This is a genomic window from Corallococcus sp. 4LFB, from assembly GCF_046520365.1.
Lineage (GTDB): Bacteria > Myxococcota > Myxococcia > Myxococcales > Myxococcaceae > Corallococcus > Corallococcus caeni.
Genome location: NZ_JBKGHJ010000045.1, coordinates 1 through 17,400, shown reverse-complemented (window position 1 = coordinate 17,400; position 17,400 = coordinate 1). Strand labels below are relative to the sequence as shown.

Genomic DNA, 17,400 nt, shown 5'->3' with positions numbered 1-17,400 from the left:
AGGGGAGGCCGCCGTTTTCATGGATGCGCCCAGCGGATTCGCGTGCTCCCCAGCGGGAGGCACGACCCGGAGCCGCTAGTAGGAGCCCCAGCGCGAAGGAAGGGGGCCGCTCCATTGCGTCTGGGTTCCCGGGGTCGTCAGCGGCGAGGTGCCATTGATGCGCACGATGCTGGAGCTCGCGTTGAGGTCGGACCAGTTCACGGCGATGTTGCGGCAGTAGCGGTCGCGCGCGAGCCCCGTGCCGAGGTCGTGCACGCAGGGCGTGGCATCCCAGACGCGGTCCGCTTGCAAGCGCTGGACGGCGGCGACGAGGTTGGCGGGCATCTCCCCGGAGGCTCGGACGAAGGGGACGCCGTCGACAGGCGCGCCCTTCGACGACAGCAGCTCGAACACCTTGCCGGAGTAGCTCAGCGAGCCAGTCATGCTGAAGTCCCAGGCACTGGCGCTGAAGGGCGAGGTCTGTCCACAGGAGGCCGGGTTGCCGGGAGCGTCGGTGCAGGAGCCGCCCAGGTGAAGCACCAGCACGGCGCCCGCCTCCACCGTGTAGCCCTGGGGGAAGGTGAAGGCGAAATCGGAGTTGGTGAGCTCCTGGAGGGAGATGCCAGTCAGCGTCCCGCCGGTGACGGCCACCAGCTCGATGAGGTCCTGCGGGGCGTCGGGGTTGATCTCGGTGATGCGGAGCGAGGCTTCCGGAGGGGGCCCACCGCCATCCAGGGGGCCTGCATCCGAGGCGCCGGCATCCGGAATGCCCGCGTCGGGAGTGCCGGTGTCCACGCCCGAGTCCTCCGCGCCTGCGTCCCGTGTCCCCGCGTCTGACGAGGAGGCCTGAACGCAGCGCTCTTCGACGCAGACGATGTCGGGGCCTCGGGACGCACAGTCACCTGTGTCCGTGCACTCAGGGGAGGAACAGGCGGAGACGAGCGGGAGCAGGGCGAGGGCTGCGAATCGCGGGCGCATCATGGTCAGGACCTGGGGGAGCGGTGGGGGGCGGGTAAGCGCCGAGGACGGACCCTAGGATAAGAGGGGACACGATTGAGGGGGAGCGTGGGTGCCAGGGAGGCCGCATGGCCCGTGGGCTCCGGTTTCCGGTTTCCGGTCCGCCGTCCGCGGGCCTGTTCCAGACCCGCGGGCCTCGGCGTGGCTGGAACCTCAGCGTCCGCGCTCAGGGGACTTCAGGAAGGCGCCTGGGGTGAGCCCGACGAGCTCCCGGAAGTCCGCGATGAGATGCGCCTGGTCGTAATAGCCCGCGTCCACGGCGATGCGCCTCCAGTCCTTCGAGGTCGCCGCCATCCGCACGGCGCGCTGCAGGCGAACGGTCCGCGCATAGTCCTTCGGCCCGATGCCGATGTGCTCCGTGAAGACGCGGCGAAGGTGCCGCGCCGTGACGCCCAGCTGCTCCGCCACGCCCTCCACCCGGACCGCGTCTCCTTCAAGCAGGCGGACCGCGCGGCGGGCGAGCCGTGCCGACGCCGGTTCGAAGGTCTGGCGGGTCCTCAGGGCAATCGCGTGGGAGAGCCGGTCGAACACCTCCGGCAGGCTCCGCGCCGCGAGGAGCTCGTGGCGGAGGTCGCCGCCCGGACGGCCCCAGAGGTCTTCCAGCGGGATGATCTGATCCGTCAGCGCGTTCGCTGCCACGCCCAGGAGCGGCGCCGACCAGCCTGGCTTGAACTGGAGGATGACCGCCCGCACGACGCCGGGGGCGTCCTTGAACAGCGCCCGCGTCCGCGGGCCCGCGACGCACACATCCCCCTTGCGGCCCTCCTCGAGCACTCGAAAGACAAGCGTCGTTCTCCCGTCGGGCAGCCGTTCATGACGTGTGTTTCCAGCGACTGGCACGAGCGCGCGAACGTCTTCGACGAAGCGGGCAAGCGAGAACGTCGAGGCGGCGGAGTCCATCGTGAGCGGCACGCTCGGACTCTCGCGCGGCCACTGCATCCGTTCAAGCCGGCGCGGACGGAGCGATGGAAATGTCCGGTCCTTCCAATCGCAGAACAGCGGCGGGAGGTACGAAGGCGAGCATGAACAAGCCGACCTCCGCGGCCACCCCTCCCACGCAAGTCCTCTCAATCAGTCCCATCGTGCTGCCAGCCCCCGGCCGCGCCGTCGAGCTCCAGGTGCGGGTCTCCGCGCCCGTGAACGGAAGCGAGCTGCCCATCGTCCTGCTCTCGCACGGTCACGGCCGCTCCAACCACCTCTCGTCATTGAACGGCTACGCCCCGCTCGCCAACTTCCTGGCGGCACACGGCTTCGTCGTCATCCAGCCCACGCATCTGGACTCCAGGACGCTCAGCCTCGGCCCGGACGTCCCGGATGCGCCGCTGTTCTGGCGTTCGCGGGCCCAGGACATGACGCGCATCCTCGACCAGCTCGACGTGATTGAGCGTGCCGTCATCGGGCTCGCCGGGCGCTTGGACCGGAGCAGGGTGGCCGTCATGGGGCACTCGCTGGGCGGGCACACCGCGAGCCTGCTGCTGGGCGCGCGGCACAAGGCTTCGCACGACGCAGCGGAAGTGAACCTCTCCGAGCCCCGGATCAAGGCGGGCGTGCTGCTCGCCGCGCCCGGCAGGGGCGATGCCCTCAGCGCGTTCGCGGCCGAGCACTACCCCTTCTTCTCGACCATCGACTTCTCCACGATGACGACGCCCGCGCTCGTGGTCGCTGGCGACAAGGACGACTCTCCCCACCTGACGGTCGCAGGCGCCAGCTGGCACGCCGATCCCTACTTCCTCTCCCCAGGCCCCAAGTCCCTGGTCACCCTGTTCGACGCGGGGCACGGCCTGGGCGGCGTCTCCGGCTATGACGTCGCCGAGACCACGGATGAGAGCCCCGAGCGGGTGGCCGCCGTCCAGCGCCTCACCTGGGCCTACCTCCGCACCGCGCTCCATCCCGGAGACCCCGCCTGGCAGGAAGCCCAGGACGCGCTGACGCGCGCGGCCCAGCCGCTCGGACGGGTCGAATCCAAACAGTAGCCCCCGGGGCTCCTCACTGCGCTGGAATGGCGAAGGCGCGCAGCTGTCCGTTGCGTCAGAAGCAGTAGGTCACGCCGTAGTCCTGGTGGTAGGCCGTGGTCCTTCCCCAGACATACGCTGAGCTGCTTCCGCAGCTGCACTCCCACCCGCCGACCTCGTTGATCATCTCGGGCTCTGAGTAATAGGAGCGCGTGAATGACTTGCCGCCACAAGCGGGGAGCGCATCCTCACGAGTCGCCAGCGTCCGCTGCTCGTCCGGCGGCACTTCAGTTCCGCCACACCCAGCCAGCAGTCCGACCGCCATCAGCCCGGCAATGATTGCCGCCTTCATGTGCACTCCGGATTTGAGGGTTTGAACTGCTTCGCCAGGATAGCGCTGCCAATCCGGGTGGGCCACGGCCCCCTTTCTCCGGTTAACACTCCACTCATGGCGCAGGAATGGCGAAGGCGCGCAGTTGTCCCGAATAGGGATGCACGAGGATGAGGCTCCGCCCCACCGTGGGCGCGGCATACGTGGGCCCCGCGATGTCGAAGCGCTTGAGCAGCGCTCCCGTCTGGGCATTCAACAGCTCCAACCAGCTCTTGCTGCCATCGCCCGCGTTGGAGACCACCACCGGCATCTCGCCCAGGGCAGGTATGTCTGCAAAGACATACCCCGGCGTGATGTGCGTCCAATGCACCGCGCCGTCCCGGGAGCGAGCGCGACGACCGAGCCCGGGTCCCTTGATGGACGCCTACGCCCGCCGCTTCACCCTCGAGGAGACCTTCCAAGACGTGAAGGACCTCGAGTCTGGCATGGGCCTCAAGCAGGTGCGCGTGAAGACACCGGACCGCAGAGGCCGACTGCTGCTCATTCATGGCCATGCCACGCATGAGCGATGAACGTCTGCTCCCGCTGGTGGAGCGGTTGGGTCAGTTGGTACGCGAGCACGCCGTGTTCCGCGAGGCCTTCGGGCTTATCTGATTCAGATGAGGGGATGCCTCAGCCCAGCGACGGCAGACGACCGGGACTGTGTCGTGCAGTGCGCCCCGGTCCATGTCCCCCAGGATTGCCGTTACCCAGTGAAGCGCGACCTTGCGATGGCGCGCCTCGATGTCGGGGGACAGCCGCTCGCGGACGTCAGGGCACGTAGGCGATGCAATCAATCTCCACGCGCAGGCCGGCGTCGGGGAGCGCGGACACCTGCACGGTGGTGCGCGCGGGCCGGTGCCCGGCGAAGACGCGCTCGTAGACGGCGTTCATCCGGGCGAACTCCTGCATGTCCACCAGGAAGACGCCGCAGCGCAGGACGTGCTGAAGGCTGGAGCCGCCAGCCACGAGGATGCGCTCCAGGTTGCGCAGCACCTGCTCCGTCTGCGCTTCGAGTCCCTCGGGCTGCACGCCGGTGGAGGGGTCCCGGGCCGCCTGTCCGGAGATGAAGAGCAGCCGGTCCAACTGCATGCCGGGAGAGTACGGGCCCGCGGGCTTGGGCAGTCCAGGCGCGACGATGGGCTGGTGCTTCGCTGACGTCATGGGCTTCTCCTTTGATGGGCTCAAGTCTACACGGCGCTCGCGCAACACCCCGAGCGCACGCTGGAGCGGCGCCAGGTCCGCTTCTTCAGCTGGCTCCAGAGGCCCCGCTTCGTGCACGAAATGAAGAAGCCCAGCAACCCGTCGGGGCTGCTGGGCTTCCGGGCGCGGCGCTCCCGGCCCGCTGGAGGACTACCGGACGATGTTCAGCGCGGTGTCATCCAGGAAGAAGCTCGTCTGCAGCGACGAGTCCTCCGTGCCGTTGAAGTAGATGCGGACGGTCTGGCCCTTGTACGCGGCCAGGTTGAACGTCCGCTGCACGTAGGCCGTGCCCTTGTCCAGGTTGCTGTACGTGGCCAGCGTGGCCAGCACCGTGCCCGCGCTGTTGCGGACCTGGACGGCCAGCTTGTCGTAGGCCGTGCTGGTCGTCGTCTCCGCCGTGGTGATGCGCGCCCAGAAGGTGAGCGTGGCGCTGCACGCAGAGGCGGGGATGGTGACGTCCTGGTAGGCGAAGTCGGTGTGCGTGGTGCCGTAGCCGTTCATGTAGGCCTTGTACGTGCCCGTGCGAGGCGCGCTGCCGGACGTGGTGCCGTCGATGACGCCCGACGAGGCGGTCCAGCCCGTGTTGCCACTCTCGAAGCCCGGGTTGAGCAGGAGCTGCTCGGAGATGGCGCAGCTGCCCGTGCCGTTGTTCACCGTCACCGACACCGTGGACGACGTGCCCACGTTGTTGGCCGCGTCATACGCCTTCGTGGTCAGCGCGTAGGTGCCGTTGGCCACCGCCGTCGTGTTCCACGCGAAGCTGTACGGGGCGGCCGTCACCGTGCCCAGCAGCGCGGTGCCCGCGAAGAACTCCACGCGCGACACGCCCACGTTGTCGGAGGCGCTGGCGCTCAGGGTGGCGGTGCCGCTCAGCGTGGAGCCGCCCGCGGGCGAGGTGATGGACGTCGTGGGCGGGGTGGTGTCACTGCCGCCGCCGCCGGTGATGAAGAGCGTGTACAGCAGCTTGTTGGGCGAGCCCGTCCCCGGGCTGGTGACCTTGTTCGGCGTGGCGTTGTTCACCAGCGCGTCGCGCACCTGCGCGGGCGTCGCGCTGGGGTTGGCGCTCAGGTAGAGCGCCGCGGCGCCAGCCACGTGCGGCGAGGCCATGGACGTGCCGCTCATCGAGGTGCTCGACGAGTTGCCGGAGTTCGAGGCGGAGGTGATGCTCGAGCCCGGCGCGAAGAGGTCCACGCACGTCCCGTAGTTGGAGAACGACGAGCGGCCGTCGCTGCTGGTGGTGGAGCCCACGGTGATGGCGTTGGGCGCGCGGGCCGGCGAGTAGTTGCAGGCGTTGGCGCTGTCGTTGCCGGCGGCGACCACCGTCGTGACGCCCGCGGCGATCAACCGCTCCGTCGCGTCATCGATGGCCTGGATGCCGACGTCGCCCAGGCTCATGTTGGCGACCGCGGGCTTGACGTGGTTGGCCGCCACCCAGTCGATACCGCCGATGACCTGCGCGTCGTTGCCGTAACCCGTGCAGTCCAGCACCCGCACGCCGTGGAGGGTGACCTTCTTCGCCACGCCCCAGGTCGTGCCGCCCACCGTGCCGGACACGTGCGTGCCGTGGCCGTGGCAGTCCGAGGGGTCGCTGTCGTTGTCGATGAAGTCGTAGCCGTTGCCCAGGCGGCCGGTGAACTCCGTGTGGGTCAGCCGGATGCCGGTGTCGATGACGTACGCATGCACGCCGGTGCCGTCGACGTTGTAGGTGTAGGAGCTGTTGCGCGGCAGGTCCCGCTGGTCGATGCGGTCGATGCCCCAGGTCGCGCCGGTCTGCGTCGCCGACACGTGGATGAGGCCGTTCTCCTGCACGTACGCCACGCGCGGGTCGGACAGGAGGCGCTGGGCCTCCGCCTCGCTCATGTTCGCCAGGAAGCCGTGGATGGAGTGCTCATAGGTCCGCAGCACCTTGCCCCCGCCCAGGGACACCAGCTCCTGGGCGATGTTCGCCGCCCCCTGCTGCCGGACCTCCTGGGTGGAGTCGCGCAGGACGACGATGTACTCGTTGGGGACGGCCCGGGCGCGGCGGATCATCTGCGCCGTGTGGCCGATCTGCTCGCTGTCGGGCTCCTGTCCTTCTGGCATCGGGCCGCATGCCGCGGCCAGCAACGAGAGGGCACTCACCGCCTGGGTCAGTTTCAGTTTCATTCGGCCTCACGGGAACGTGCGGGCACCGGGACGGATGCCCTCGCACAGCCCGTGTAGTTAGCTTTTCTTGAAAAACCGGTCAATGCGGCCCCAGGAACGGCGGAAGGGTAGAGTCCGCTGTCGCAGGGAGGTGGACGAACGGTGGCTGCATCCAAGTCGATGGTGGGGTTGACCGCGGGGCTGCTCGTCGGCGGACACAAGGCGGCGCGGCTGTTGGAAGCCGAACTCGAAGCCACCGGGCTCGGTGCGGGCGAAGCCGTGCTCCTGTCCGTGCTCACGGCGGGCCCCATGACGATGACCGGCGTCATGGCCGCGCTGCACATCGGCGCGTCCACGGCGACCAGCCTGGTGTCGCGGCTGGAGAAGCACGGCTACGTGCGGCGCTCCCGCAACCCGGAGGACGGACGCTCCCTGCTCGTCGCCATCACCGGCCCCGGCGAGGTGCTGAGCAAGGAAGCGGAGGCTGCCTTCACGCGGCTCGACGCCCGGCTCGCGGAGGCGGGCCGCGACGCCGTCCGGGGCCACCACGCGCTGATGAAGCAGCTGACCGGCCTCTCCTGAGTCTCTTCCTTCTGCTACGAAAGCGTAGTACGTTTTCGTAGTAGTGAGAGGGAGGTGGCCATGGATGACGAAGTTTTCCTGGAGCGGTTTTCGCGCGGGGAGGTGAGCGGGTTCGCCCACCGGGACCATGTGCGGGTGGTCTACCTCTACACGCGCAGGGCTGGCGGTGAGGCCGCCGTCGCGCTCACCCGCGCGGGACTGCGGGCGCTGACAAGCCGGCTTGGGGTGCCGGAGAAGTACCACGAGACCGTGACGGTCGCGTGGGCGCGGCTCGTCAGCGGGCAGGTGGAGGCCGCTCCGGGGCGCGACTTCGCCGCGTTCATCGACGAGCACCCATGCTTCCTGCGCAAGGACCTGCTCGACGACTACTACTCCCGCGAGGTCCTCTCCGGCGCCGAGGCGCGGAGCCGGTTCATCGAACCGGACCTGCGGCCCCTGCACCTCCCCGGTTCCGACGTGCTCCCTTTACATTGAGCGAACGTTCACTCAAAGATGCGGGGCATGCCTCGTACGGCGGACGCCAACGCAGCCCTCCGGGAGAAGACGCGGGAGCGCGTGCTCCAGGCCGCGGTGCGGCTCTTCTCCCGGCACGGCTTTGATGGGACCAGCGTGCGCGCGCTCGCCGAGGAGGCGGGCATCGCCGTGGGACTGCTCTATTCGCACTTCGAGTCGAAGGAGGCGGTGCTCCTCGCGCTGATGCAGTCGTCGATGCTGGACGTCGCGCGGACGCTTGAGGACGCGGACCGCGAACCCACCGCGCGGGGGTTCGTCACGGCCCTGCTCACGTCCACCGTGACGATGCTGGAGGCGCACCGGGACCTCTGGCGGCTGAGCCAGGGCCTGCGGCACCAGCCGGAGGTGCTGGCGCGGCTGAAGCTGCCCCTGGAGCACTTCCTGGGGGCCACGCACCAGCGGCTGAGGAAGGCGCTGGCGGCGCGCGGGGTGCCGGAGGCTGGCCTTGAAGCGCGGGTGCTCTTCGCCACCGTGGAAGGCCTCACCCAGCAGTACCTGCAGCACGAAGGCGGCTACCCCGCCGCCGAGGTGATTCGCGCCATGGCCCGGAGGTGGCCCGGCGCTCCTCGCAAGCGAAAGGCGGACGCCCCATGAAGCGGCTGAAGGTCCCCGGCGGTGAGATGGCGTGGTGGGAGGAAGGGCAAGGCACGCCGGTGGTGCTGGTGCACGGCACGCCCTCGTCCTCACACGAGTGGCGGGACGTGGCCCGGCGGCTCACGCCGTCGTACCGCGTGCTCGCGCCGGACCACCTGGGCTTCGGGGACAGCGAGCGGCCCGGGGACTGGCGCACCTATTCACTGCCCTGGCACGTGGAGAACCTGCGCGCGTGGGTCGACTCGCTGGCGTTGGGGCCGTTCCACCTGGTGGTGCATGACTTCGGTGGGCCCATCGCGCTGCCGCTCGCCATCGCGGCGCCGGAGCGCGTCCTGAGCCTCACCGTGGTGCAGAGCTGGCTGTGGGACCTGAAGGGCCCCAACGTCGACAACGCGTTGATGCGGTGGCTGTACCTGTCCTGGAACTTCTCCGCGCGGATGCTGGTGAAGCTGTCCTGGGGACGCCGCACGAAGCTGACGCGCGAGCTGCACCAGTCCTTCCTGTCGCGGTTTCCCGACCGGGCGTCGCGGATGGGCACCTGGGGCTTCGCGCGCTCCATCTCCCACGAAGGCCCGTGGATGGAGGAGCAGGGGAAGGGCCTGGGCCGGCTCGCGGACGTGCCGGCGCTCGTCGTCTGGGGCAAGGCGGACCGGGTCGTGAAGCCCGAGCACCTGTCGCGGTGGAAGCAGGCCCTGCCCCGGGCGCGCGTGCTGGAGCTGGAGGACGTGGGGCACTTCCCGCAGCTGGAGGCGCCTGACGCGGTGGGTGCCGCGCTCCGGGCGCACCTTGACCCTGTGTCGAAGGCGACAGGTTGAGCCCCGGCTTCCGACGCTCGCTCCCAGCAGTCACCCCAATGCCGAGACGGCGCTGGAGCTGCTGGAGTACTGCCGCTTCGCCCACAAGGCATACGCCCAGAGCTGCGTCTACCCGATGGATCCGTTCTACGAATCCCACGGGGCCGGGCGGTGGCAGGGCGCGCGAGACCGGGTGCACAAGCTGCGCGGCAGCGAGGCGCACGTCCACGAGTTCGACCCCATCCCAAGCCATCTCCGCGCCGCCGCTGCGTGCTCGGCTCCCTGCGGTGGAGCGGCGCAGGCGGCCGTCCAGCTCCGGCCCCCGTCGCTCCCCGCTGCTTCGGCAACCTCGCGGGGGGCCTGGAGTGCTGCCTCCTGGGTCGTGCCGGAGGCAGCACCCCGTGCCAGGGGGCCGGTGTCAGCTACAGCTCTCGCTGGTGAAGACGAACGCGCCCGGCGAGGAGATGAGGCCCGGCACGCCCAACTGGATGCGGAACGTCGTGGACGCCCCTGCGTTCACGCGGCGCACCTCGATGCCGTGGCGCATCGTCGGGACGATGGCGCTCGGCGTGCTGAAGTTCTTGCTGGCGTACACGATGACGTCTTCCACCGGCGAGAAGCTGGTGCTGCCGGAGGGAATGTACCGGAGCGGGCCGTTCCAGTAGACGCTCGGCACGGAGCTCATGGCGTTGTACACGCTGTAGGTCGGCCGGTCATTGGCACCCGTGCCGGCGTAGCTGACGAACTCGGCGCGCACGTTCATGCAGCCGCTGGCCGCGCTGTTCGTCACGGTGAAGGTCTGGTCATAGAAGTTGCCGTAGCTGCCGAAGTTCACCGGCGCCGAGTCCGCGTAATAGAACTTCGCGCCGTAGGCCTGCGTGCTGTTGGCGGCGATGTAGCCACGGGCGAAGCCGGCGCCGGGCAGAGAGAAGGACTGGCTGCCGACGACCTTGTCACCCGAGTACACGCCCGCGCCACGGCCGTAGCCGGTGCCGTTGAACCACCCCTCCCAGGCGACGTTGCCCTTGGCCCAGGTGGAGGGCACCGCGGCGGGCGCGGCGGCTGACGCCTGGGCGATGGTGTGGACGTAGAAGCACACGGTCGAGCGCAGGTTCAGGCGACCGTCGATGTAGCCGCCCCCGCCGCCCGCTACGTCGAGCTGCTTGTACGTGTTCGCGCTGACCGCCACGTTGACCTTGGCCGGGCCGCCAGCGGTGAAGAAGTAGTCCTGCGTGACCTTGTTGGACACGAAGTTCGGGTCGCGGGTCGTCCAGGCGCCGAACGCCAGGTCTCCGGCCACCTCGATGGTGCCGCTCGCCGTCGGCGTGACGCCCACGGCCACGTAGCCATTGCTGGCGTGGATGTGCGCGATGTACACGCCAACGTCCTTCACCGCGCCCGCGGGGCAGGACGGGTCCAGCGCGTTGCTGCGCACGAGCGTCGCCGCGGGGGCGTTCACCGTGTAGCCGTAGCTGGCGGTGTCACCGCGCTTGATGCCCGGCGTGAACTGGGTGCTGAAGAGCAGGCCGTTGGAGGTGATGGTCTCCGGGTTGTTGCTGGAGATGAGGATTCTTCCCGGCTGGGTGGAGTCCTGCGCCAGCGGCTGAAGCTGCGACAGCGTGGGCAGACCTCCTGTGCCGGCGGAGGTGGACGCGGACTCCACGCTCGCGAGCGTGGCCTCGGGGGGCACGTCACCCCCAGCGCCACAGCCCGCCACTCCCAGGCAGAAGGTCACCGCACCCGCGAGGCCCTGCATGCACGGCCGGAGATCAATCATTTTCAAGACAAGCCATCCTTTGTTGAGTTGAAATACTGTTTCATCCGGCTGGTGCCTGGGCATGCGCCAGCAGGGCCGGGGAGACCGCATGGCAATCCGTGGCGAGGGCGCCTACCAGCCGCAGTGGATGTGGTCGAAGTGGCCGGGGTCATTGTTGGGGCCGAGCACCTCGATGGCGCCCAGGGCGCGGCACGCGTCCATGAAGCCGCGTGCCGTCGCGCTGTCCCCGGAGATGCGCACGCCGTTCACCTCGTCCACGTCGAAGGCGCGCCCCTGGAAATGCAGCGAGCCGACGCTGTGGTCGGCGCCGGAGATGGCGGTGACGAAGTAGCGGTAGTTGCGGCTGGTGATGAGGCTGTTCATGCCATTGAGCAGGTTGCTGGTGAGGAAGACGGTGGTGCAGGGCGCGTTGCCGTAGCAGCTCGTCTTCGACGCCCGGCCGGCGGCCGCGTCCTTGATGTTGTTGAGGGGATCCGCGCCGTCGAAGCGGCCGAAGGTCTGGTCCCACAGGGTGATGGTGCTGGCGTTGTGGGAGTTGAGGAGGCTCTGCGCGGTGGCGCTGCTGCTGGTGCCACAGCGCGTCGTCTGCGCCACCAGGGCGTTCCAGGTGTTCAACCCCACGATGCCGTCCACGGGACTCAGGCACTTCTTCGTCTGGAAGTCGCGCACCGCCGTGTTCGTGCTCGCGCCGAAGACGCCGTCCACGGTGACAGCGGTGTAGCTGTAGCGGTTGCGCAGTTGGTCCTGCACCGCGCGCACCGCGTTGTTCGAGTTGTTTTGGGACACGGGGACGATGAGCGCCTCCCAGGTGGCGGGGCCGATGATGCCATCGGCCAGCAGCCCCTTGGACTGCTGGAAGGCCAGCGCCGCCGAGTAGGTCGCGCTGTCGAACGAGCCGTTGACGCTCAGCGTCCGGCCGTTGTGCCGCAGCAGGTACTGGGCCGTCACCAGGTCACGGCCGCTGTTGCCCTGGCGCAGCACCGGCCAGGACAGCCCCGACACCGCCTGCTCCACCTCGCTGACCGGCGTATCCGTCGGCCCGTCCACTGGCATGTCCCCGAGGTCCTCACCCGCGCCACAGCCCGCCGCCAGCACCGCCGCCAGCAGTCCGGCAACGAGCCCGCCACCAGAAGACATCCGTCCCTGCATCCTCGTGCGCATCATGATCTCCGTTGAAGTCCCAGGCAGCAGCCCTCCAGTGAAAGGCGCACCCCCACGGGCACACGCCTCCCCCCAGTCCTCGAGCGGCAACCCAGGAAGTTGAAAAGACACGGCCCTGAAAAACCGGGCCTCACATCTGTCTGGCATTGGCGAGCCGCGCCGGCGCCTCAGGGGGGGAAACGGTCAGCATGGGGGCCACAGGGGGGGCCTGCGCGGGTGACGGACATGGAAACCTGGGAAAAATGGGAAGAGCGCGTGCGCCTGTCCTGGAGGACGCACCCCGGGTTTTCCGGTTGCATTTCCGCGTGCCCGTCCAGCGTTCGTCCTCCGGCCATGCGGCACCGCCATGACGGGCTGCGGACCCCGTGGACGCTGATGGACCAGAAGCTGCCCCTGGAGCACTTCCTGGGGACGCCGCACGAAGCTGACGCGCGAGCTGCACCAGTCCTTCCTGTCACGGTTTCCCGACCGGGCGTCGCGGATGGGCACCTGGGGCTTCGCGCGCTCCATCTCCCACGAAGGCCCGTGGATGGAAGCGCCTGACGCGGTGGGTGCCGCGCTCCGGGCGCACCTTGACTCTGTATCGAAGTCGACAGTTTGATCCTCGACTTCCGACGCTCGCTCCCAGGAGTCACCCCGTGCCCCACCCCAATGCCGAGACGGCGCTGGAGATGCTGGAGTACTGCCGCTTCGCCTACAAGGCGTACGCCCAGAGCTGTGTCTACCCGATGGATCCGTTCTACGAATCCCACGGGGCCGGGCTGTGGCAGGGCGCGCGGGACCGGGTGCTGGCCCGGGTGCACAAGCTGCGCGGCAGCGAAGCGCACGTCCACAAGTTCGACCCCATCGAATACGACCTGACGACTCCGCCAGACCCCACGCACGGGGTCGTGTACCGGGGTGGCACCGGCGACTCGCCGTACATCCTCTTCCATCCGAGGGAGCTCGACCGCTCCATCTCCTTCTCCAAGGGCGTGGACCTGGAGGGCGAGGACATCCTCATCAAGGTCCAGGACTTCTTCGGGGAGCAGACGCTGCTGGGCCGCGAGCACTCCCAGGCGACCGGCTCGAAGCGGTGCTGCTATTTCCAGGGCAAGACGGGGATGACCCAGACGCACCCGAAGGCGGGCTGGCCCAGCTGGCTGGGGGCCGCCATCTACGACCCCGAGCACTCGCGGCTGGTGGTGGTCTTTCGCGGGAGCCGGAGCGGCAGCGGTGGACGTGCCCTGGGGCAGGCGCTGGTCAAGAGCACGGGGAGCCCGGACTGGGTCACGGACATGAACCACCTGAAGGAGGTCCGGGTCGGCCGGTTCAGCAACGCGACGCTCTCCGCCGGCTTCTGGTACGCCTACGAGAGCAGTCAGGAGTCGCTGGCCGCGGCCTGCCTGGAGGCGATGCACGGCCGGATTCCCAAGGAGATCCTCTTCACCGGCCACAGCCTGGGGGGCGCGCTCGCGCAGTGCGCCTATCTGGACCTGGTGGGGGGCGAGCTGCTGGAGAAGGTCTACGCGAAGATCCGCAGCCGGGTGCAGGTCTCCTGTTACGCGCTCTCCGCTCCGCCCGTCGTGCTCGGCGCGAAGGCGAAGGAGTTGCTCACGCTGCACCTTGGCGGGGAGCCGCAGGTGTTCCACCACTTCTCGCCGCACGACGCCGTGCACAACAGCAAGAAGGTGAACCTCTCCGCGGTGACGGCCGTGAACTCGGTGGTGGGGACCCTCACCCATCCGCTCACGACCTCCACCCATCTGGGGACGGAGATTCCCCTCAAGGACTGCACCAAGGCCTTCCCGGACGCGCATGAGCCCGAGGAGGTGCGAGCAGGCCTCGTCGCGCTCGTCCGGAGGGAGACCGGAACGCGCCTGCCGGCGGATCCGGGCTTCTGGCCCACGTTCGACTTCAACCCGACGGGCATGTGGGGGATGTCGGTGCGGCCGGGCGTGGATGCGCTCGCGCAGCATCTGAAGATCGCGCTCATCAACAGTGTCTCGGAAGAGCGGGCGCGGGTGCGCGCGCAGCTCTGGGCGGACGTGGTCAAGGGCAGCGGGAAGAAGAAGGACGACTACGCGGTCCTGGAGGAAACGGACGGCGGCTCCTTCGACGCCTTCGCCAGTGCCTGTGAACTCGTCGCGGAGCTGAGCAATCCCTTCACGGAGAACCGCAAGCAGAACAAGGACCAGCTGCGGGAGCTGCGCAACGAGATGATCAAGTCCTACCAGGAGCCTCCGGTCACAAGGCCACCTCCAGCGTCTACTTCGTCATGCTCCAGTACCTGACCGCGGCCCAGTACGGGCTCGACATCATGTGACGCGCGTCGCGACGATGAACAGCCGGGGGAAGGGCAGCAGGACCGTTCCATCCGGCAGGGCAGGGTAGGCCCTGGCAATCCCAGCCTGATAGCGATTGAGGAAGTCAGCCTTCTCTCCCGCATCGAGCGGTTCGAGGAAGGGCCGGAGCCCCGAGCCCTTGAACCACTCCACCACCGCGCCGGCGCCTCCGGTCAGCGGGTGGAAGTAGGTCGTGCGCCAGACGTCCACCGTGGCCCCGGCGTCGCGCAGCGTGCGGAAGTACCAGTCGGCCTCATGGCGGACCGTCCGTGCGTCCGCGGCGGACCCCAGCTTGCCGGCCCACGGGCCCGCGCTGGCGGTCTCCCGCATCAGCCGGTGCGACGGCTCGTCCAGGTTGTCCGGCATCTGCACGGCGAGGCTTCCGCCCGTCTCCAGCTTGCTCAGGAGCGCGGGCATGACGGCGGAAGGGTCTGGCACCCATTGCAGCACCGCGTTCGCCAGGATGACGTCGTAGGGGCCCGGGTCGCTCCAGGTCGCGATGTCTCCCTGTTCGAACCGGACGTCCGGCAGCCGCTGGCGCGCGGCGGCCAGCATGTCCAGCGAGCTGTCCATTCCAGTGACGGCCGCTTGTGGGAAGCGGGCGCGCAGCAGCTCCGTGGAGTTGCCGGGGCCGCAGCCGAGGTCCGCCGCGCGCTTCACCTCGGACGTGGGAATCCGGGCCAGCAGGTCACGGATGGGACGGTTCCGCTCGTCTTCGAATCGCGTGTACTGCGCCGCTGACCAGTCCATGGGCATCTCCTCGGCCGGGAAGCTACTGCGTCATGGCCGCGTCATGGGCGGTCCATGTCCTGGCTGTCGCGCGCTGGCCAGGGGCGGATGGAGTAGCGTCCCGGCGCATGCGACTCCTCCGCGTTTCCGCCGTCGTGTTGCTGATGGGGCTTCTCGCCTCGGGCTGCAAACGGGACCCGGACGCTCCTCCGCCCGGGGCCGCCGCGCCGGCCGAAGCTCCCGTCAAGGCTCCGGCGTCCTTCATCCAGGCGGGACTGGTGGCACCCGTCACCGCCGCGGGACAACCGGACACGGGCGAGGTGGACCTCGCGGCGCTGCGCGACTCCGTGGCGGATCCGCAGGTGCTCTCCGAAGCGGAGCTGCAAAAGCTCACGTCGAGGGCCGCGCCTGAACCAGAGGCCGCGACCCCCGCGCCCAGGAGCGCCACCGACGCTCCCGGGTTGGGGGAGGCGGAGGTGATGGACGCCGAGCTGGACGAGGCCATGGCACGTCGCGAGAACAGTGTTCGCGAGGACCGTGCCCGGCTCGAAGCGCAGCGCTCCGCGGGAGCGCCTCCCGCGGCGGAGCCCGGTGGGGTGGCGGGCGGCGTGGTGGGAGGTGTCCTCGGGGGAGTCCTGGGCGGCCCGCTCGCGGCGCCGCCTCCCAGGGCGGCCCAGCGCGTCCGCTCGGCCCTCCCGAACTTCAAGGGCGGCGGCGGTGGCTCCGCCGGGCCGGAGGCTCCCGTGCCCGTGCTGCCTCGCGTGGAGGCCGCTCCTCGCGCCGCCAAGGTGCTGGTGATGAGCGACGACGGCCGCTACCAGCCCCTCAAGGCCCGCGCCGTGCGCGTCGTCACGTACATCCAGGGCTCGCGCGCGCGCACCGTGGTCGACCACCTCTTCGAGAACGACACCGGCCGCAGCCTCGAAGGCACGTTCTATTACCCGCTGCCCGGCGGCGCGACGGTGGCCGGCTTCGCACTGTACTCGGGCTCGGTGACGGTGGACACGCCCTCGCTGTTCCAGTCGCCGGACCTGCTGCCGCCGCTTGGCGACGATTCAACGGAGTCGGAGCGGCTCGCCGCCTCCGCGCCTCCGGCGGCCCGTGGGTCGAAGCGCTCCTGGGGCGACATCCAGGAGGCCCGCGTCGTGGAGCAGAAGCGCGCACGGGAGGTGTACGAGGACGTCGTGCGCCGCAACGTGGACCCCGCGCTGCTCGAATGGTCGGGCGCGTCCACCTTCAGCGCCCGCGTCTTCCCCCTGCCTCCGAAGTCGCTCAAGCGCGTCGTCATCGCCTACGAGCAGACGCTCCTCTTCGACGGCACCCGCCTGCGCTACACGTGGCCGCTGCCTCCGGGCGCGGGCAAGGAGCTGCGCGTCACCGCTCGCGTCCACGTGGATCCGCGTCAGGCGCCGGAGGTCACGGTGCAGCCGGACTCGGGCGCGAAGGCCCGCACGGTGGGCGCGTGGCAGGTCTACGACTTCCCGAAGCTCACGGGGGACGGCGCGCTGGGCCTGGCCCTGAAGCCTCGCGGCGAGGACGCGGACGTGCTGGTGGGGGCGGACAACGCGGGACTCCCGGGCCGCGCCTTCCACGCGCGGGTGCGGCTGCCGGGCCGGCTCACCTCCGGCGCGGAGGGCCCTCCCACGGGCCGCGCGGTGCTGGTGGTGGACACCTCGCTGTCCTCCGAGGACGGCAACGCGTGGGCCATCCAGGCGGCCACGCTGCGCGCCCTCCTGGAGAAGGACGCGACGTTGAAGGAGTACGCGGTGCTCCTCTTCGACGTGCGCCCCCGCTGGCTGCACGGGCCGGGCTTCCGCCCGAACGACGCCGCCCACCGGCAGGCGAGCTTCGCGGAGCTGGAGCATGTCTTCCTGGAGGGCGCGTCCCACGTGGACGGCGCGCTGGAGGAGCTGGACCGGGCCGGGCGTGAATGGCTCAAGCCCGCCGCTCCCGGGGAGCGCGTGACGGCCTTCCTGCTCTCCGACGGCAACATCACCTGGGGGCAGAGCCGCGTGGACGCGCTGCTCTCCCGGCACCCGTCGGTGGAGTCGCTGCGCTGGGTGACGTACCGCTTTGGCGAGGCGGCGGTGAACACGGAGCTCTTCGACGCGCTGGCGCGCTCCAGCGGGGGGCGCGTCGTGAGCGTCCTGTCCGCGGCGGAGGTGGAGGCCGCGGCGAAGGCGCACCGCGCGGCGTCCGTGGTGCTGGCCCGCGTGGCCGTGGTGGGCGCGGACGTGAAGGACCTGGTGGTGGCGGGCCGGCCGCGGCTCGTCTTCCCCGG

The 17,400-nt window shown here is 69.7% G+C and carries 17 protein-coding genes; 8 read left to right on the top strand and 9 right to left on the bottom strand.

The features are described 5' to 3' along the window. Window positions 1-75: 75 nt before the first annotated feature. Together ACLEQD_RS07815 and ACLEQD_RS07810 are read right to left on the bottom strand one after the other, a co-directional pair. Complete coding sequence (locus tag ACLEQD_RS07815; RefSeq protein WP_410382903.1) at window positions 76-774, bottom strand: hypothetical protein; 699 nt, start codon at window positions 772-774, stop codon at window positions 76-78. 375 nt (window positions 775-1,149) lie between these two features. After that, a complete protein-coding gene (locus ACLEQD_RS07810; protein WP_410382912.1) occupies window positions 1,150-1,896 on the bottom strand; it encodes a helix-turn-helix domain-containing protein in 747 nt (248 codons plus the stop codon). Between the two features lie 122 nt (window positions 1,897-2,018). Between ACLEQD_RS07810 and ACLEQD_RS07805 the strand changes: the two genes are divergently transcribed. Then, window positions 2,019-2,969, top strand: coding sequence for an alpha/beta hydrolase family protein (locus tag ACLEQD_RS07805; protein ID WP_410382902.1), 951 nt, complete (start codon window positions 2,019-2,021; stop codon window positions 2,967-2,969). Between the two features lie 55 nt (window positions 2,970-3,024). On the opposite strand, the gene ACLEQD_RS07800 is transcribed toward ACLEQD_RS07805, so the two are convergent. Both ACLEQD_RS07800 and ACLEQD_RS07795 read right to left on the bottom strand, forming a co-directional pair. Beyond that, complete coding sequence (locus ACLEQD_RS07800) at window positions 3,025-3,366, bottom strand: hypothetical protein (protein WP_410382901.1); 342 nt, start codon at window positions 3,364-3,366, stop codon at window positions 3,025-3,027. Between the two features lie 28 nt (window positions 3,367-3,394). Beyond that, entirely contained in the window at window positions 3,395-3,583 is a 189-nt protein-coding gene (locus tag ACLEQD_RS07795; protein WP_410382900.1) for a hypothetical protein, read from the bottom strand. A 109-nt stretch (window positions 3,584-3,692) separates the two neighbouring features. On the opposite strand from ACLEQD_RS07795, the gene ACLEQD_RS07790 reads away from it, so the two are divergent. Then, window positions 3,693-3,851, top strand: coding sequence for a hypothetical protein (locus ACLEQD_RS07790; RefSeq protein WP_410382899.1), 159 nt, complete (start codon window positions 3,693-3,695; stop codon window positions 3,849-3,851). A gap of 238 nt (window positions 3,852-4,089) precedes the next feature. Here the strand turns inward: ACLEQD_RS07790 and ACLEQD_RS07785 are convergent, their stop codons facing one another. Then, window positions 4,090-4,482: a RidA family protein gene (locus tag ACLEQD_RS07785; protein WP_410382898.1), complete on the bottom strand. Its 393-nt coding sequence runs from the start codon at window positions 4,480-4,482 to the stop codon at window positions 4,090-4,092. A gap of 189 nt (window positions 4,483-4,671) precedes the next feature. After that, window positions 4,672-6,666, bottom strand: a complete 1,995-nt coding sequence (locus ACLEQD_RS07780) for a S8 family serine peptidase (RefSeq protein ID WP_410382897.1) — start codon at window positions 6,664-6,666, stop codon at window positions 4,672-4,674. 141 nt (window positions 6,667-6,807) lie between these two features. Between ACLEQD_RS07780 and ACLEQD_RS07775 the strand changes: the two genes are divergently transcribed. From ACLEQD_RS07775 to ACLEQD_RS07760, 4 genes are read left to right on the top strand one after another with little or no spacing between them, the layout of a single operon-like run. Beyond that, window positions 6,808-7,227: a MarR family winged helix-turn-helix transcriptional regulator gene (locus ACLEQD_RS07775; protein ID WP_410382896.1), complete on the top strand. Its 420-nt coding sequence runs from the start codon at window positions 6,808-6,810 to the stop codon at window positions 7,225-7,227. A gap of 60 nt (window positions 7,228-7,287) precedes the next feature. Further along, window positions 7,288-7,701 carry a hypothetical protein gene (locus ACLEQD_RS07770; RefSeq protein WP_410382895.1) on the top strand — a complete coding sequence of 138 codons (414 nt, stop codon included), beginning with the start codon at window positions 7,288-7,290 and terminating at the stop codon, window positions 7,699-7,701. A 27-nt stretch (window positions 7,702-7,728) separates the two neighbouring features. Next, the gene (locus ACLEQD_RS07765) at window positions 7,729-8,334 is read left to right on the top strand and encodes a TetR/AcrR family transcriptional regulator (protein WP_410382894.1); all 606 of its coding nucleotides are present in this window, start codon (window positions 7,729-7,731) and stop codon (window positions 8,332-8,334) included. Beyond that, the gene (locus tag ACLEQD_RS07760; protein ID WP_410382893.1) at window positions 8,331-9,149 is read left to right on the top strand and encodes an alpha/beta fold hydrolase; all 819 of its coding nucleotides are present in this window, start codon (window positions 8,331-8,333) and stop codon (window positions 9,147-9,149) included. The genes ACLEQD_RS07765 and ACLEQD_RS07760 overlap by 4 nt, the downstream gene beginning before the upstream one ends. A 397-nt stretch (window positions 9,150-9,546) precedes the next feature. On the opposite strand, the gene ACLEQD_RS07755 is transcribed toward ACLEQD_RS07760, so the two are convergent. Next, window positions 9,547-10,911 (bottom strand): hypothetical protein, encoded by a 1,365-nt coding sequence (locus ACLEQD_RS07755; protein ID WP_410382892.1) that lies wholly within the window; start codon window positions 10,909-10,911, stop codon window positions 9,547-9,549. A 105-nt stretch (window positions 10,912-11,016) separates the two neighbouring features. Then, window positions 11,017-12,042, bottom strand: coding sequence for a peptidoglycan-binding domain-containing protein (locus tag ACLEQD_RS07750; protein ID WP_410382891.1), 1,026 nt, complete (start codon window positions 12,040-12,042; stop codon window positions 11,017-11,019). Window positions 12,043-12,704: 662 nt separating this feature from the next. Here ACLEQD_RS07750 and ACLEQD_RS07745 point away from each other — a divergent pair. After that, window positions 12,705-14,339, top strand: coding sequence for a lipase family protein (locus ACLEQD_RS07745; RefSeq protein WP_410382890.1), 1,635 nt, complete (start codon window positions 12,705-12,707; stop codon window positions 14,337-14,339). Between the two features lie 24 nt (window positions 14,340-14,363). Here the strand turns inward: ACLEQD_RS07745 and tam are convergent, their stop codons facing one another. Then, window positions 14,364-15,140 (bottom strand): trans-aconitate 2-methyltransferase, encoded by a 777-nt coding sequence (gene tam, locus ACLEQD_RS07740; RefSeq protein WP_410382889.1) that lies wholly within the window; start codon window positions 15,138-15,140, stop codon window positions 14,364-14,366. A 257-nt stretch (window positions 15,141-15,397) separates the two neighbouring features. Between tam and ACLEQD_RS07735 the strand changes: the two genes are divergently transcribed. Beyond that, a partial coding sequence (locus ACLEQD_RS07735; RefSeq protein WP_410382888.1) for a VIT domain-containing protein occupies window positions 15,398-17,400 on the top strand: 2,003 nt, incomplete at its 3' end.

Bases quoted from the DNA above. Each gene is read 5' to 3' on its own strand.
- ACLEQD_RS07810 (WP_410382912.1), bottom strand. From the start codon at position 1,896: ATGGACTCCGCCGCCTCGACGTTCTCGCTTGCCCGCTTCGTCGAAGAC.
- ACLEQD_RS07805 (WP_410382902.1), top strand. From the start codon at position 2,019: ATGAACAAGCCGACCTCCGCGGCCACCCCTCCCACGCAAGTCCTCTCA.
- ACLEQD_RS07785 (WP_410382898.1), bottom strand. From the start codon at position 4,482: ATGACGTCAGCGAAGCACCAGCCCATCGTCGCGCCTGGACTGCCCAAG.
- ACLEQD_RS07780 (WP_410382897.1), bottom strand. From the start codon at position 6,666: ATGAAACTGAAACTGACCCAGGCGGTGAGTGCCCTCTCGTTGCTGGCC.
- ACLEQD_RS07770 (WP_410382895.1), top strand. From the start codon at position 7,288: ATGGATGACGAAGTTTTCCTGGAGCGGTTTTCGCGCGGGGAGGTGAGC.
- ACLEQD_RS07765 (WP_410382894.1), top strand. From the start codon at position 7,729: ATGCCTCGTACGGCGGACGCCAACGCAGCCCTCCGGGAGAAGACGCGG.
- ACLEQD_RS07760 (WP_410382893.1), top strand. From the start codon at position 8,331: ATGAAGCGGCTGAAGGTCCCCGGCGGTGAGATGGCGTGGTGGGAGGAA.
- ACLEQD_RS07750 (WP_410382891.1), bottom strand. From the start codon at position 12,042: ATGTCTTCTGGTGGCGGGCTCGTTGCCGGACTGCTGGCGGCGGTGCTG.
- tam (WP_410382889.1), bottom strand. From the start codon at position 15,140: ATGGACTGGTCAGCGGCGCAGTACACGCGATTCGAAGACGAGCGGAAC.